Source organism: Nostoc sp. MG11, from assembly GCF_014904695.1.
GTDB lineage: Bacteria > Cyanobacteriota > Cyanobacteriia > Cyanobacteriales > Nostocaceae > Komarekiella.
This window is the reverse complement of record NZ_JACXXN010000001.1, coordinates 34,884-51,628: the sequence shown is the minus strand read 5'-3', so window position 1 is coordinate 51,628 and position 16,745 is coordinate 34,884. Positions and strand designations below refer to the sequence as shown.

Below are 16,745 nucleotides of genomic sequence, written 5' to 3'. Positions count from 1 at the left end.
TCATCTGCCGCATGTAAGCTTAGCTAGCCGTAGATATCCCTCAAACCTCGTTAGTGATTGGGATGTAGCTTCCAACTTTAACAACATTCATGTTGTTTAATTTAAATAAATTTTAATATTTCAGCAAATTTGTTTTTAATTTGGAGTGTTGTGTTAACCATCAACACCAGATATAGAAGTGCCGTTGGCTATACCGACTTATAGCAACTAGCGTTCAAGAGTCCAAAAAACCTGGACTCTTGACTCTTGACTCTTAACCTTCATAACAGAAAATATATGTGCCAGTTGCGTAAGTCTTGACTATAAAACCACAACTGTGAGGTATTAATTTTATGAATTGGGAAATCTTTCTTGCCAGTTTTGCAGGATCTCTGATTGAGTTAGTTGAGATTCTGGGCATAGTCATCGTTGTCGGTAGGCTAGCAGGTTGGCGTAACGCCCTAGTTGGCTCAGGTAGTGGCATTGCTTTAACAATAATTGTCTCACTCATCTTAGGAAAAAGTTTGACGCTCATCCCCGTAGACATTTTGAGGGTTGTTGCAGGCAGTTTACTACTGTTATTTGGGCAGAAGTGGACACGCTCAATTATTAAGTACTACGGCGGCATTCCTAAGCGTGGAGGTGACAAAGAAGACAGGCTAGAAGCAGAACTAGCAAAAGAAGACAACCAATCTAGCTGGAACTGGTTTGCTGTAGTTACCACATTTAAGGGTGCGCTGTTGGATAGTGTAGAGGTGGCGATCGCAGTAGTCACATTAGGTGCTGCTGGAGGTCAATGGATAGACGCCATTAGTGGGGCTGTAGTTGCAGCAGTTGGGTTAGCCGTGTTTGCATTCTTATTCCGAACTCCACTCAATCAAATACCTGTTAAGCCGATGAAATTTGTCGCAGCAATGCTGCTGATGGGATTTGGCATTTACTGGTTAGGTGAAGGACTAAATGTAGAGTGGCCTGGTGGAAACTGGGCTATTATCTGGCTACCGTTAGCCTGGGGTATTTTTATGGCTCTTGCTGCTGGACTTCTGCGCTGGCGAGTTGGGTTGCAGAAGCCGGAAAAGATTGTTAGTTAAGTTACATCCATAACAAAGCAAGCAAGCCTGCTTGACACTCACCCGACTGTTTAAACAGTCGGGGGATTCTTAAGAGTCCATAAACAAATTCTCAACGACGTTGTATTAAAATCAGCTAGACAGCTATGCTTGCTGCCACTTCTATGTAGATTTTACTTTGCTAGTTAGAGGTTGTTTGAAAAGTGGTTGGCTGTGATTTTAGGCACTTTTAGATCCCCCTAAATCCTCCTTAAAAAGGGGGACTTTGACTCCGGTTCCCCCCTTTTTTAAGGGGGGTTAGGGGGGATCTAAAACCTTTTGCTACCAAAAACAGGACTTTTCAAACATCCTCTTATTGATATTGTTGTGGTTGTCATTGTTTGAACTTTCCAAATAAGCCTGAATATATGACACCACAATTTGTAATATTCTTTAATATTCCCGGTTTTTAATAAGAAGAATATACAGAGACGTTATATATAACGTCTCTATAGAGTTTCGGGTTTTATACTCTATTTTGTAAGTCTACTGATTTTTAAAAGCTGAAAGTTGTGCGAATTGTGCCGATATAGATTGTGTCGTTTTGGCGATCATGTTCTGGGTTAGTAATCATCAATAATCCTGGAGTGATGGCGATATGATCATCAACTTGGAAGCGGTAGAAGGCTTCTAAATGGAGAGATGTATCTTCATCTTCGTATAGCTGATTTGCAATCTCAAAGTCATTACTAGTAACTTTGGGTGGTTGACCGATCGCAATTCCGCCAATGCTGTTTTCGCTGCCCAAATCGACGAAAGCCAAAGTTAACGCCCAGTTAAAAACGTTTGCTACTGGGTTGTTTGGCAGATCTATTGCTGTTGCGTGAGTAAAACCAACCCAACCAGAGATAGTTAAACCATCGTTAACATCAAAGGTTGATTGTAAACCAAAAGAGTCTGCAATGATTGCATCACTCTCGTCATCAAAAGGATCATTGGCGCGGGAACTGCCGGTTCCGGTTTCGAGGCTGTTGTAAGAGTGAATGTAGGTTAAGCCGACTTTCAAAGAGTCGCTGGGTTCGAGATTGAGTTGAGCGATCGCCCCGTATTCCGCTTCACCAAACCCAACTTCTGGATCATTCACATCGTCAGCCACATACCCCAAACTCAAGCTGATTGAGTCACTAAAATCGTAAACCAATCCGACTCCAGCCCCTCCGCCCTGCCGATAAATTGGGTTGCGCTGTGCAAAACGGGAAATGGAACCACTACCACTACCACTGAAAAAAGGATTAAGCGTATCGGTAAAATCATCAAGATCGCCGCCTTCCGCCTCAAGATAAGCAGTAGCTTGCTCTCCTATGGGAAAGCGATATTCTAAGACACTCAATTCAAATTGATTATCGCTGTTGCTCTGAAAGGCTAAACGAGCCATGTCAGTTTCCGTAGCATTATCTATTCTAGGAAGATTACTGGCTTGCAGGCGAACTTTCAGGCGGTCTTTACCAGTAAAGCTGGTATTAAAGGTCAGGCGTGCCCGACTACTCAAAGTCAGATTGCTATCGATAGTATCACCACTGCCATCAGCTTTTTCACCGCCGCCAACTCCAGAGACAGCAAAAATAACTTCGCCTTCTAATTTCGTAGTTGGAGAAAACGAATGTGTAGACTCGATTCGGGCTTCCACACTGTCTAATCGTCCCTGTAAAACCTCTAGTTCTTTGCCAAACTCAGCTTGCAACCGTTTCAAAATTTCCAGGTCTTCCTGACTGGCTGTGTTAGCATCTGCTGTCAGTTCATTGATGCGGTTCATGGTTGCGGCAAGATTGGCAGCAAATTCATAGCGAGTCATGGCTTGGTTGCCACTAAAGATGCTCTCAGAATGACCTGCAACCACACCATAGCGCTTCATTAAGGATATTAGAGATTGAAAAGCCCAGTCAGTAGGTTGAATTTCTGCTAACTCAGAAACAGCATTGATTTTGGCGAGAGAATTAGTGTTATCAATGTCGTAATCAGTGAAGAGAGAAGGGGCTTCGTGAGCAAAAATCCTACTTTCCAGTGAAATAATAGTTGTAAAGGCAAGCAAGGTGATATAGCAGACATTCCAGATATTTCTTGACTGATATTGTTTTTTCATCTAAGCCGGAATGTTTTTTAGTCAGGACTTACACAACTGGTATATGTTTGAGGTTAAAAGTAGCTCTTTTAATATCTCAGTATTTTTCTTTGGTACTTTAGTGTTAGTGCCATAGACATTTGTCATTTGTCCTTTGTTATTTGTGCTTGGTTGAATGATGAGTCTTACTAATGCCCAATCACCAATTAAAATCAGTAACATTCATGGCTTGCAGCACAGGGGTACGGCTTTTTAGAGGATAGTAAATAATACTTAGGGTATCGGGAATCAGATTCAAGCACTGTGGTGAGGTATCTAAAACCTGACTTAGCAAATTCTGGATAATGGAGGGAGAGGCTACTATTAATCCTGTTATAAGATGGGGTGAGTCCATGTCATTAGATGACATCATGGCGCGTTGAGATGAAAGCTGTTGCTGCACAGTCTGAGGGAAATATTTATGTGATACTTGGATTTGTACCGTTTCGGCATGATATTTAAGTAGTTGCTCGGCGATGTGTTGAGAACTTTCCAAATCGCTGTTAAGGCTAAAATCAATTGTTATTGTCTGAAGGCGTTCAGCTAGCTTTTGAATTAAATGTGTGACTGTGCCAATAGCTGGTATAAAAAGTAGACGCAGACCTTGTTTACCATCCTTTACCTTGGGTAGAACTTCACCTAGATGAGTAGTAAGATTCATTGCCGCAAGTTGCGCCTGCTGATGTCCGAGTGTGGGAAAATTTAGGATGCTGATGCCACAGTTTGATTGTTGGAGAACGTGGTATTGCTCAAATTTCATTGCGATCGCAGTACTAATTAACGCCCGAATTGTGCCGCTATGGCTGACAATCAGGATAGTCTTGCCAGTATGAAATAGCAGAATTTCTTGCCAGAATTGATCAGCGCGATCGTACAAATCCAGTACTGGGAAGCATTGTTGTTGGACACATATAGCAGATCTTGACTGCCTTTCTACCTGCGCTGTCATCTGAAACTCGTGGGGTCGCTCCTTCCAGCAGCGATAGTCTGCCGCAAAATGTTCTTGTACGTATTTGTACGTTAGTCCTTGCCATGCAGGCATCTCGATTTCTTTGAGAAGCGGAGATGTCAAGACAGGTTTTTCTACTTTCATCCCTCCTAAAATCTCAACTACAGTTTCCTGAACTCGCCGCAGAGGACTTGTATAAACTGCATCTATCCTTATATCCCTGAGAGCAACACCAGTTTGATAAGCATCGTTGCGCCCCTTTTCGGTTAAAACTGAGTCGTCGCAACTTCCCTGATAACGCTTTTGGGCATTGTAGGTACTCTGTGCGTGACGCACCAAAATCACACGGGTGATTGAGGATGGGGATTCTGGCCACTTTAGCCCTTTTTGATCAAGCTTCAACTGCATACATATCATCCTCGCGGGAATTTCCGCTAATCGCAGATTTCAAGGCATACATCGCGGCGTATCGTCCACCTAGGCGCAGCAGTTCCTTGTGCGTACCCCGCTCTAAGATTTGTCCACCTTCGATGTAGAGAATCAAGTCAGCTTGTTCAACGGCTTTAAGGTTGTGAGAAACTAAAAAGGTCGTGCATTCTTGAGTCAAACGTTCCAGTGCTTCGTTGACGGCGTGTTCGTTTTCGTTGTCTAAGCCAGTGGTAGGCTCATCCAAAATTGCAATCGCAGCTTGACGAATGGCAGCGCGAGCAATGGAAATTCTCTGCCGTTGTCCCCCTGAAAGCGTCGCCCCTCTCTCACCTAGAATAGTCTCGTAGCCTTCAGGCATTGCCATGATGAAATCGTGGGCATTTGCCAGGCGAGCAGCGCGTTCAATTGCTTGGTCAGAAGCTCCCAAACAACCATAAGCAATATTATCTTTGACACTGGCGGCAAACAAGATGGTATCTTGTAACACCACGCTGATTTGCTGCCGGATAGATTGCAGCTTGTACTCGCGCAGGTCGTGACCATCAACTAAAATCCGTCCTTCCAATGGGTCATAAAGGCGCAATAGCAGACTTACCAGAGTTGATTTACCGCCACCAGACGGCCCCACCAAGGCAACGCGTTGACCTGGTTGCACCTCAAAGCTGACGTTCTGTAAAATTCCCTTTTTTGGTTCATAAGCAAAGGTAACATTTTCAAACCGCACACCTCCCTGTAAAGACGGTGCATCCATTGCCCCTCGCGCATCACGGATGTCGGGTACGGTGTCCAGCACATCCAAGATGCGCTCACCGGAAGCAGTAGCTTTTGCAATTTGCCCGGTATACTTGGCAAGCTGCCGCATTGGCTTAAAGGCAATTCTCAGATAGTTGACAAATACCAGCAAATCCCCAGGTGTGATGGCTTTTCCCAATACCAACTGCACACCCCGCCATAACACTAAGGCAGTGGCAATCCCAACTAGCAATTCCACCACCCGCTCTAAACCTGCTGCCAGTTTTTGCGCTTTGGCACTTTCTTTTAAGCTTTGGCGGTTATGGCTGGAAAAGGTATGCTCCAGCATATCTTGCAGAGAGAGCGCCTGAACAACCTTGATTGCCCCGATGGACTCTGCTGCTGTAGCAGCCATTGCACCTTCACGCTGACGCTGCGATCGCACTACTTGCCGGATGCGTTTTGTCAAGCGCATAGTAAAGAAGATAAACAGAGGAAACACGGCAGCAGCAATCAATGCCAATTCCCAATGTAGCCAGAACATGACAAAAATCATGCCGAATAGGGTGAGGGAGTGGGCAATTAAGGGCAATACCGCCATTACCGTAACTTCCCGTAGTCGCTCAATATCCGAGGCAACACGGGTAATTAAGTCGCCACCCTTGGCTTTGTGGTGAAATGACAAAGAAAGGCTCTGGAGATGACTATAAAGCTCAGAGCGAATCTCAGTTAACACATTGCTAGCTGCCAGCGCCATCCCCACCACGCTGAAGTAAGCAGCAGTGGCGCGAAGTAAAGCGATCGCTACTAACCCTAATGTCAAGCCTGTTAATAGGGCAAATGGACTGAGTTCTGCAAGTAGGTGAATCCCCAAGGATTGAGAACGAAAACCAGGTACAAGAATGTAGTCAAAGATAAACTTTAATGGCCAGGGTTCTAAAAGATGCAAGATAATCTCAGCCATTAGTGCCACAAAAGACACAATTAATAGCGCCTTTTGTTTGCCCATCTGGGGCGCAAACCGCCGCAAAATCCGCACAATTCCCGGTAAAGCAGCTTTCAGACTTTTGGGATCTCGATGCGCCATATCATACCAATTCTCCAAAACCCACACCAAAACTGACTTTCAAAAATTACGAATTACGAATTATTTTGGTTTTGAGTATAGTGATCGCTAATATACTGATTTAATTTCTTTTCGAGAGCGATCGCCATTTTCTCTAACCACAAAGGGTTTTGCTCAAAAGTAAGACGACTCAGCAGCGGCTTCAAAAATCCCTGATGACGACGATGCCCCATCCGCTTATAGCGCTTCTTGAAATACTTGTCTTTGATTGTCAAATCCCACTTTTGCGAGAAATATTCTAAACTGGCAATTTCCCAAGCATCGCTCCAGCGCAGCATAAAAAATGCTAGTTCTGGTAATTCAAATTTCAATCCTGGTACATAGGTAACTACCGAAGCTGGTTCACAGTAAAAAGTACCTCCCGCCTCAGCCACCGTCATACAAAAATCGATGTGTTCTCGCGTACTCAGCAAACCCTCATCTAATAGCCCGATTCGTTGGAAGATCTCAGCGCGAACCAACATACAATGAAACTCGGCAAATTCGCATTGTTGACGATGAAGTTGATCGCGTACTTCCGCAACTTTTCGGTTCACAAAGTAGTGTTTTTCATGGACTCGTCGCTTGACTCCAGTTTCCTGTGGCTCCACAAAAATATGAGCTTCGCCACCCGCCAGATGTATTGTTTCCCCCAAAGGCTTGCCAATACAGGTAAGCGGACAGACTACAGTCGCTTTTGTTTCTTCAGTGCATTGGAGTAACGAGTTTAGCCAACCTGGACTGACAATCACATCGTTGTCAATAAAAACTAAATACTTGCTATCAACTTGTTGTAAACCCAAATTGCGGGCTTGATTGGGTGAAAGGTAGTGTTCTGTGCGGATTAGCTGGAATCCTTTTTCTTGCGCTTGTTCTTCTAGGTAGCGCCGGATGGGGCGGGGTGAACCGCCATCTACATAAATTAGGGAGAAAGGTAGTTGAGTATTTTCGTAAATGCTTTCTAGCGATTCGCGGGTAAAACTGAATCGCTCACGCTGCGAAACAATTATGATGATTTGTGGTTTGTTCATGGTTTAAATTCTGTTTTTAAGAAATGAATTTCTCTGTTATCTCTGCGTTTCTGCGGTTAAATAAATAGCGAACCGCAGAGACGCGGTGAACGCAGAGTGAGGAGATTAAACGAGAGATATTTCGCCTAACAAAACTGATTTAGATGTGATTAAGACTCGTTGATAAACGTTGATCCAGTTTTGGTATTCTACTGATGGGGCAAGCTGCTGAGTTACTTTTGTTTTTGCTGCTGCACCCAACTTTGGCCGCAGTTCTGGTTGAGTTGCTAGATATCGGAGTGAAGCAGTTAATTCTTCTGTACTGCCAGGGTTGACTAGCAAACCGTTTACGCCATCTTCTAGGATTTCCGCGATCGCATCTACACGAGTGCCAATTATTGCTCGACTCGCTAGCATCGCTTCTAAGAGGGTATTCGGACAACCGTCATGCAGTGAGGGAATCACGAAAATATCCAAGTGGGGCAGATAAGCTAAGGCTTCTTGGCGAGTGGTGATTCCCGTGATGCGGAGGCGATTACCAATTCCACTTTGTTCTACTTGTTGCTCCCAGTATTCTCGTTCTTTCTCCACAAAATCACCTATGAGCAAAAGTGTTAAATCTAACTCTTTGCTTAATTCGGCGCAAGCGTCAAGGAGAAATTCAATTCCCTTTTTGTCTCGGAACCTACCTGATGAACCGATAACGATACCTGGTAATTCGTTAACTAGAGGTGGGGTAGGGAGTTGCTCAAAGTTGATAGGTGCAATGGAATTCCAGAAAGCTGATGATTTTAACTTCACACTCGGAGCAATGACACTAGCTCTTTTTTGCAAGTCCCGACTCACAAATGTCACCCAAGCAGAATTTTCTAAAATCCATGTTATTTGAGCATGGTTCTTGGGATTGAAAATATGCTTATGCAAGTCGCTACCGCGAACGCTATTGATTACCGGAACATCATTTTCTTTTGCTAAAAGTGTCGTCACATACCCTGTTTCATTCATGAAAAAGGCATGAAAAAGGTCAAAGTTATATTTTTGATGCAGGCATTTTAGTTGAAAATAAACGTCACTAAAAAAGTCTTGAATTTCTGTGACATTTTCACGAACTGCTGATTTAATCCGATGTACAAATACACCATCTTGAAACATTGTTGTGCAACTTGCTCGTCTGCGGCTTCCATCAGAAACTAGCCGTTGTTTCGAGCGAAAAACCGCAACGTGGACTTCATAGCCACTGTCAATCAGCATTTTGGAAATTCGATGTACTGACTCACCAACTCCGCCAATATCAGGTGGATATTCAAGTGTGGTAATGCAAATTTTTGTTTTATCCATGATTGTATTTTTCTGTGAGGAGAAAGTCTAGTGTTGCTGAGTTAGATTATGAAAATCTCACGCAGAGACGCGGAGGCGCAGAGAGAGAAATAGGAAGTTGGTAAAGCTTGAGGTGTTATGAAATTAGGCAATACTGTATTAAGCTACTTTTTGCTTGACCGCTAGAGCTTTTAACAGGCTGGCTGTCTTCTCAACTCCGGCGAAATCAAAGTTAATTTTATTGGGTTGATATTGAAGGTAATTGATGATTTTTAAGGCCAAGTAATCTGGTTGCAAATCATTAGGATTGAGAAGTCTAACAACTCCTAAATCACTTAACTTCTCTGCTCTAATAGTTTGTTCTCTGTCTTGGTTTCCTGTAAAGGGAAGAATCATGGCTCGTACACCTGTAGTTAAAATATTCATCGTGGTGTTGTAGCCAGACATACTTATAGAAAGTTCTGCTTTTTTCATGTAACTCAGCAAGTAAGGTGTGTAGCGTCCAATACGAATATTTTTGCTATCTCTTGCCATTGCTTGCAGTTGATTAAATTTGTCTTCTGGCATGAAGGGGCCAGTGAAAACTTGAATATTGTGCGGCAATTTTTTTTCTAGCCAGGGAGCTGTTTTTACTACACAATCAAGCAATTCATGACCAAATCTACCACCTCCGACGCTGACTAGTATGAGGGGTTTATCAGAGTTAATCAATTCCTTTTCTTCGTCAGTAAGCACAGGATGCATCGGAGGTTCTTGTACTACATATCCGGTGTAATGTACTGCACACTTGAGGTCACTGACTCTAGAGAAGGTTTCTTCTAAGGGAACAAATTCAGGATCACCGTGAACCAATAACAGGTCAAAGTATTGGTTGATTAAGTTGCAAACTTTTTCTTCGTGTTTCGCCTGCTTATGTTGTTTAGTAACTACAATATCTCGCAGGCTAGAAACAACTTTGGTTGAGCTTTCATTTGACTTTGCCCGTTCTAGTAAGGGAATTAATTCAAAAGAAAAGCGTCGTCTACCAAAGGGGAATAACTCAATCATTAAGATATCAGGCTGAAACTGATCAAATATTTTCAGGAGTTGATTTTTTCTGATTTCTTTGGCTTCGGTGAGACTAAAGATATCATCTACTACTTGTAGTTCTTCAAATTCTGAGTCGGTTTTAATTGCAGGTAAATTGATGATTTCAACACCAGCCGGAAACTCAAATTCTTTAATTATTTCACCACCATTAATAAAACAAATTTGAAAGTCTTTGGTTAAACCACGGACAATTTCCATGCTGCGAACCAGATGACCCATACCCAAAATATGTTGGCAGTAAAACATCAGACGTTTCATGGCAACTTTACCTCTGTAAATTTGTTTTTATTTAGATGATCGCAACTATTTCTAAATCCCTTAATTGTTCCGGTGGCTGATAGGTTTTGCCAAATGGAACCACGCTCTTTTTTTTTTACTAGTAAGGTAGAAATGTATTGACTAATTTGGGGCAATGCATTCAAATCAATTGTCGGAGTAGAAATCTTATGTTGCGGAGTATTGAGTTGTTGTAGGAGCGATCGCAGTAATATATCAGGTGTCAAATTATCTGGATGAATAGCTGCCAAAACCCCCAGTTTTGTTAAATGTTCTGCTCGCATCCATTGTTCTTGAGATGGTTTAATTCTGGGTATCACTACTGCCGGCTTACCCACTGAGAGAATCTCACAGGTTGTATTGTAGCCACCCATTGCCACTACTGCATCTGCTGCGGCAATGTAGCTCATCAAATCATCGGTAAACTCAACCATCTGCACTTGCGGATATGCAGCCGCCTTTTGCTCCAGTGCTGCTTGGTCTTTTAAGGGCATTTCCGGGCCACATATAATTAAACTTCGGAGTTTATGAGAGGTAGGCAGCAATGCCAAACTCGATAGATAGGTATCAATTAAGTTGTAGCCATCCTCGCCACCTCCCGGCGTGACTAAAATCAGCTTTTCTTCTGGGCTAAGTCGCAACTCATTACGAACGAGATTTGGACTTTTACGTCCTAGTTCTTTGCGGATATAGCCACAAAACTGCACCTTCTGTGCCACTTTTGATGGTAGTTGATATTCTTGGCGGATATCAAAAATTTCTGGAGTGCCAACGACAAGCACGCGATCATAAAATCTTTCAATCGCTTCGTAATAACCATGCTTTTGCCATTCTTGAATTGTCACATCTGGATGATCCAAAATGTCACGCAGCAGCAGAAGTAAGGGAGTTTCTGGTAATTCTGTTTTGAGATATTCGATAGCCGTCTCTAATTCATTGCGGATGCCGTAGGGTTTTTTGTCTACCAGAAACACATCCGGTTTAAAATTAGCGATCGCAGATAAAATTAACTCTGAACGCAGTTTCACTGTTTCATCGATTGCTGTCCCCAGATACTTGGCAGACAACTCACCCGATGTTCCCCGATTTATGCAGGGTAATTTAATATAATCCAGTCTTCTCGGCAGACGAAAGCTGTGTAACATCGGCGAACCAGAAACAACCAATATAGAAAGTTCTGGAATCGAATCTAGTAAGTGAGTGCAGATTGCCAGCATTCTGCGAATATTACCGAGACCAAAGCCATCGTGGGAATATACCATCAGTTTCATGGCTAAATGTCCCTCAATTATTCAGTGAATGGATGCCTCACTGATCAGCTTCTCAATCTTCCATGAGTCTTTTATGAAACTTTTATGAGAAAGTTCTCATGATATTTTTTCAGGAGGAAAACCCCGGCAAGAGGCACAGGGGCAATGAAGGGTATTTCCAGATATAACCTAGAAACGAGATTTTAAGTTGGGTTTCGTTCCTCAACCCAACCTACGCCTACATCTCGTCGGCGAGTATTAGAGACTCATTAATGAAGCTCAAAGACTCATTAATGAAGCTCAAAGACTCATTAATGGAGTTCAAAGACTCATTAATGGAGTTCAAAGGCTCATTAACGGAGTTCAAAGACTCGTTAATGAAGCTCCAATACTCATTAACGGAGTTCAAAGGCTCGTCGGCGAGTCCTATTTATCCCAATCCCCAAAATTACAGCTACAAAATCATTCTCCCCCTGCCCCTCTGCCCCTCTACTCCCCCTGCTCGCTTTCCACGAGTTGTGCTTGAGTGCGACGTAATTCCTCTAATGCCAACTCCAAGCGGCGATTTTTCTCATTTAATTCCCGCGTCCGTTCGCTTGCTTTCTTTTCTAGCACCTGGCTGTATACTTCTAACTGTTCGTTAGCATCTTTCTGGGCTTTGATGAGTTGCTGAACTTCCTGAATGAGACGATTTAGGGAAGCAGCCAAAATTCCAACTTCATCATTGGTTGTGACAGGTGCTTGCAAATCGAAGTTAGATTCTTCGGTAACTTGTTGAGCAACGTGGGTAACTGCTTGAATGGGATGAGCAATGGCGCGACTGGTGTAAATTGCTAATAGTGTGGCGATCGCGATCGATAGTGACAGGCTCGCGCCAATAATATACAGGCGTAATTTCTCTGCTGTTTGTAATTCCTGTTTTGCTTGCTGATACTCTTGGGCTGTAACTTCAACAAGACTGGTTATGTCATTGAGAAAATCATCAATTTTGAAAACTGACGAACCATGCATGAAATTGAACAGTTGAGTTTGTGCTGTCTTAATTTCGTTTGGTGACAACTTGCTGGGATTATTATCTTGAAACAAGGCTTCTGTGTGCTGTAAGTAAGCGCTAAAACCATTATGAGTCTGCAACAAACGGTGAATCGCTTTCTGTTCAATTACAGAATCATATATGGCAGATTTTTCAATGCTGTAGTTTGCTCCAAAATCAGACCAAATTTGGCGGGCTTGAGCAACATTTTTAAGCAACTGAGTGTATTTTTCTTGCCATATCTTTGGTCGATCCATGTAGTAAATTAACTTGTGTTGCTTGGTGCGGACACGAAACACACTACTTTTGAGTTGGTAGACTTCATACAACTCTTCAATCGCTGCTTCTTCCCGTTTTTGTGCCTTGGACTTGTAGTGATCCGCAATCAGAAAACCAGCGGTAGTTCCTAGTACGGCGATGCTCAAAAGCAGTCCATACCCGATACCGATCTTTTGACCAACCTTCAAGTGGCTAAACCAATGTCTAGAATTGCTTGTGTGCAGATCTGAGTTATTTAATGGTTGCAAGCGGTGATTGGATTGTCTAGAAACTAGTTCATCAAAATTACTGTGCTGTTTCATACTCAACCACGACTCAGATGAATTTGAATTCGTTCCAACAAGTCACTAAAGCGAAATGGCTTAGTAATATAGTCGTCTGCTCCATTTTTAAATGCATTTGCTCGTTCGTGATTGTCCTTACGCGCTGTGACGATGATAATAGGTACTATCTGTCCCTGTCTACGAAGTTCTTTTAATACCGTCCAACCGTCCACTAGTGGTAAACCCAGGTCAAGCAGTATCAAATCAAATTCATTGTTTTGAACCAGGAGGAGTGCCTGCTGTCCGTCTTCGGCGATGGTGGTTGTATATCCCTGTCTTTGCAACCCTTTTTCAATAAAAGTGGAAACCCCTGCTTCGTCTTCAACAATCAAAATTTGATTCATAAACCGACCTCAGCAGGTGGATTTAAATTAATTCGTAATTCGTAATTCGTAATTCGTAATGGGCTACGCCCCGTTGTGCTAACGCAATTAAGAAGGTTTTCTGTAGATTTATGTCTCTGCTACAGTATGGTAATCATTGATGAAATCATAAGAAAATAAACATGAGAAAATTCTCATGTTCGCAGGCGATAACCCATTCCTCTAACCGTTTCAATGACTTTGCTGCCTAGTTTTTTGCGAAGATAACCGACATACACATCAACAATATTAGAACCTGGGTTATAGTCGTAGCCCCAAACAGAATCTAGCAATTGCTCTCGACTGATGACTTGTCCTGGATGACGGCAAAACATTTCTGCCATTGTAAATTCACGAGCAGGCAATTCTACAAGGCGATCGCCTACTCTCACTTGTCGAGTTCGCAGATCAAGCACCACGTTGCCTGTTTTCAGGACAAGCTCTTGAGCCTCTCTAGCAGGTCTAGCACTCCGCAAACGTACCCTTATCCGTGCTAGAAGTTCTTCAAATCGGAAGGGTTTGGTGACATAATCATCTGCTCCCCTTTCTAGTCCAGCAATTTTATCGTGGATGTCACTCCGGGCAGAGAGGATAATCACAGGTAAATCTTCTCCCTGTCCGCGTAGTTCCTCCAATACCTGAAATCCATCTTTTCCGGGCAATCCCAGATCCAAAATTAGTAAGTCAAAACTTCCACTTTGTGCTACATCCAGTACATGCAGCCCATCGGCAACAACTGCGGTTGTGAACCCTTGCGATCGCAATCCTTTTTCAATGAAAGAGGCAATCCGGGGTTCATCTTCAGCGATGAGAATGTTGGGCATAAGCACTCATTTCCTGGGGGGATCGAGCGGTAAAACGATGGTAAACATCGAACCAGCTCTTAATTTGCTGCGAAGCAATACTTGCCCATCGTGAGACTCTGCGATCGCTCGCACAATGGATAAACCTAGTCCAGCACCTTCAGAACGACGGCGACTGTTAGTAGTCCGGGCAAAGCGTTCAAAAATGCGTTTTTGATCCACAAGGGGAATTCCTTCGCCTGTATCGCGTACCCAGAATCGCACTTTTCCTTTAGCGATCGTAGAACCTATAGAAATAGTATCACTCTCTTCAGTATGCTGAGTTGCATTCTGTGCCAGGTTCATCACAGCCTCAGTAATTCTTTGGCGATCAACTATAACCTGACCCTTCGCCACTGAATCTATTTGCCAGTCCCGCTCTGCCAATGCCTGGGCTTTAGCAAATAACTCTTGGGTTAATTCTCCTACATTCACCGTCGCCAACTGCAAAAAATCTGAGCGTTCTGCTTTTGCCAGCAAAATCATGTCATCAACTAAACGACTCATCCGGTCTAGTTCTCCGATGACCAGTGTCAAGGTTTCCTGTTGCTCTTGGGGGTCATCTCCCATCAATTCTAGATGTCCACGAACGATGGTAATGGGCGTCCGAAGTTCATGTCCAGCGTCATTGACAAATTCGCGCTGAGTGGCAAAGGCTGCCTCTAGTCTGTCCATCATTTCGTTGAATGTCGTTGCGAGTTCTCCCAGTTCTCCCTTACCTCGCGCGGGTAAGCGCTGAGTCAAGTCTGTTTCACTAATAGCATGAGCAGTAGTGGTAATTGTCCGTAGGGGAGCCAACACCCGTCCCGCAGCGAACCACGCCAGAACTGACGATACGACAAATACCAGGCTGGAAACCTCAATAATTACGGAGACTGCATCTAGAGCTTCTGCCCGCTCACCAGCTGCACTATGGGCAACAACGAAGACTCCCCGTGTTTGTCCATTAATTTTTATCGGTTCTACCATGTAGAGAATCTTACTAACATCAGGGTCAGAGAATTCTTTTTCTCCCTGTTCTGATTGGGTTTGTTTTGCCCACCGTTGCATGAGTGGTGATTCCTTCGCCAGTGGCTTGGGGCGTGCTCTAGGACTAGATTTGTAAAATTCACCATCGATAAACGTGATGAAGTAAGATTCATCCTCTGGCAGTCGATACAACAAATAAGCTCTGAAAAGCAGCAACAAATCTTCTGTAGAGGCTGGAGGAGCGATTTGTTTTTTTCCAGAGAGTAACCACTTCAATTGCTCTGGCTTAATCACTAAGTCTTCTGGGTCGTCCTCAGTGAGTGCATCATCTGGAGCAAACGTTTCACCCCTAATCAACGCCTTGAAAGCTGCCATGTCTTCTGTCATGTCCTGGCGAACACGTTCATCAATGCGCTGGTAGAGGTTGTAGCGAAATGCCGGAATAGCAATGAGAAACGTGATCACCAAAATTAGCAAGTACCAGAATAAAATCCGGGTGCGTGCTTCTCCAAATATCTGCTGCCAACCTGCAAACAGCTTAGGTATTTTAATGTTAGATGTGCGATGGTCGCGTTGATATTTTGTTGCACTGCTCATTTTTTTACCTTCCCAAGCAAGGAGTCAAGAGTCTAGAGTCCAGAGTCAATAATTTTCTCATTGTCTCCCCTGCCCCTCTGCTCCCTTCCTCTACTCAACTCGTCGTTTGTCGTTTAAAAATCACCATCTCAGTTCCGACAACTGGATTACGAGCAATCAGCCTATTTTGAGAATCGAGAATTTCTAAATGGGTAAAATCCAGTTCTTGAGAACGCTGTAAGATTTCGGCGGCTAGTTTGTTCTGTTGAGATTCTTCGAGAGTATACCAATCGTTGCTAATTTTGAGAGTTAGATTGCTGGTGCGGAAGTTGGCTTGAATTGACTTTATCAGACCAGAGGCGAAGCGATCGCTAATTTCCGCTACTTGATTTTCGATGGCTGCAATCAAGGTTTGTTCTGGTGTCAATTCCAAAGTTGGTGTCGGCGTTGGCGAGGGAATTGGTTCTAGTTGCGGTTCTGGTGGTGACGGGGGAGTTTCTGGTTCTGACGGCGGCGTAATTTCTTCTGGTGGCTGTGGTTCCGGTACTGCTGACTCCGGCGGAGTAGTTATTGTAGGTGTTGGTGCAGGAACTTCCTTAACTGGGGGAGCTGTTGCTACCTCAACAGGTTTACTACTAAAGACAGTTGCAGTTGTCCAAACTATTACTACAGCAACAACAGCAACTATCGCTGTCAAACCTGTATCTGATAACTTTGTTGACAAATTTGATGGCAAAAATAAGCGGATTGTCCTTAACAGTCCACCCCACTTCAATTGCAACTGCTGGAAAAAACTAGGTTTATCCTCAGTACCAGGTGGTGGCGCTGTTTCCAGTTTCTCTACTGTCGCTTCTAAAACCCCAATCGTCCCTCTGAGTATCTGGATAATTTTAGACTTCCAAATAGGTTGAATTCTCTGGTAGGGTTCTTGAGGAGGCTGATTCGCTTCGGGTTCGGGAGACGAAGGCGGTTGTGAATTCTGATTGTCCTGTGACATGGAACTTTCACCAAAAGCAGC

Annotated in this window: 13 protein-coding genes; 1 reads left to right on the top strand and 12 read right to left on the bottom strand. The window is 43.5% G+C overall.

Annotated features, from left to right (window positions below; all coding sequences use genetic code 11):
* Positions 1 to 332: 332 nt before the first annotated feature.
* Positions 333 to 1,070, top strand: coding sequence for a COG4280 domain-containing protein (locus HCR01_RS00240; protein WP_193193422.1), 738 nt, complete (start codon positions 333 to 335; stop codon positions 1,068 to 1,070).
* A 514-nt stretch (positions 1,071 to 1,584) separates the two neighbouring features.
* On the opposite strand, the gene HCR01_RS00235 is transcribed toward HCR01_RS00240, so the two are convergent.
* From HCR01_RS00235 to HCR01_RS00180, 12 genes are all read right to left on the bottom strand, one after another.
* Positions 1,585 to 3,168 carry an iron uptake porin gene (locus HCR01_RS00235; RefSeq protein ID WP_193193420.1) on the bottom strand — a complete coding sequence of 528 codons (1,584 nt, stop codon included), beginning with the start codon at positions 3,166 to 3,168 and terminating at the stop codon, positions 1,585 to 1,587.
* A 178-nt stretch (positions 3,169 to 3,346) separates the two neighbouring features.
* Positions 3,347 to 4,543, bottom strand: coding sequence for a histidine phosphatase family protein (locus HCR01_RS00230; RefSeq protein WP_226889012.1), 1,197 nt, complete (start codon positions 4,541 to 4,543; stop codon positions 3,347 to 3,349).
* Positions 4,527 to 6,383 carry an ABC transporter ATP-binding protein gene (locus HCR01_RS00225; protein WP_193193416.1) on the bottom strand — a complete coding sequence of 619 codons (1,857 nt, stop codon included), beginning with the start codon at positions 6,381 to 6,383 and terminating at the stop codon, positions 4,527 to 4,529. The genes HCR01_RS00230 and HCR01_RS00225 overlap by 17 nt, the downstream gene beginning before the upstream one ends.
* A gap of 53 nt (positions 6,384 to 6,436) precedes the next feature.
* Entirely contained in the window at positions 6,437 to 7,432 is a 996-nt protein-coding gene (locus tag HCR01_RS00220) for a glycosyltransferase family 2 protein (protein ID WP_193193414.1), read from the bottom strand.
* A gap of 105 nt (positions 7,433 to 7,537) precedes the next feature.
* Positions 7,538 to 8,749: a glycosyltransferase gene (locus tag HCR01_RS00215; protein WP_193193412.1), complete on the bottom strand. Its 1,212-nt coding sequence runs from the start codon at positions 8,747 to 8,749 to the stop codon at positions 7,538 to 7,540.
* A 138-nt stretch (positions 8,750 to 8,887) separates the two neighbouring features.
* Complete coding sequence (locus HCR01_RS00210; RefSeq protein ID WP_193193410.1) at positions 8,888 to 10,075, bottom strand: glycosyltransferase family protein; 1,188 nt, start codon at positions 10,073 to 10,075, stop codon at positions 8,888 to 8,890.
* The gene (locus HCR01_RS00205) at positions 10,072 to 11,364 is read right to left on the bottom strand and encodes a glycosyltransferase family protein (RefSeq protein WP_193193408.1); all 1,293 of its coding nucleotides are present in this window, start codon (positions 11,362 to 11,364) and stop codon (positions 10,072 to 10,074) included. The genes HCR01_RS00210 and HCR01_RS00205 overlap by 4 nt, the downstream gene beginning before the upstream one ends.
* 468 nt (positions 11,365 to 11,832) lie before the next feature.
* A complete protein-coding gene (locus HCR01_RS00200) occupies positions 11,833 to 12,957 on the bottom strand; it encodes a HAMP domain-containing protein (protein ID WP_193193406.1) in 1,125 nt (374 codons plus the stop codon).
* Between the two features lie 2 nt (positions 12,958 to 12,959).
* Entirely contained in the window at positions 12,960 to 13,322 is a 363-nt protein-coding gene (locus HCR01_RS00195) for a response regulator transcription factor (RefSeq protein WP_193193404.1), read from the bottom strand.
* A gap of 173 nt (positions 13,323 to 13,495) precedes the next feature.
* On the bottom strand, positions 13,496 to 14,164 hold the full coding sequence (locus tag HCR01_RS00190; protein ID WP_193193402.1) for a response regulator transcription factor: 669 nt from the start codon (positions 14,162 to 14,164) through the stop codon (positions 13,496 to 13,498).
* A 6-nt stretch (positions 14,165 to 14,170) separates the two neighbouring features.
* Complete coding sequence (locus tag HCR01_RS00185) at positions 14,171 to 15,748, bottom strand: sensor histidine kinase (protein ID WP_193193400.1); 1,578 nt, start codon at positions 15,746 to 15,748, stop codon at positions 14,171 to 14,173.
* 94 nt (positions 15,749 to 15,842) lie between these two features.
* The gene (locus HCR01_RS00180) at positions 15,843 to 16,724 is read right to left on the bottom strand and encodes a hypothetical protein (RefSeq protein ID WP_193193398.1); all 882 of its coding nucleotides are present in this window, start codon (positions 16,722 to 16,724) and stop codon (positions 15,843 to 15,845) included.
* Positions 16,725 to 16,745: the final 21 nt, after the last annotated feature.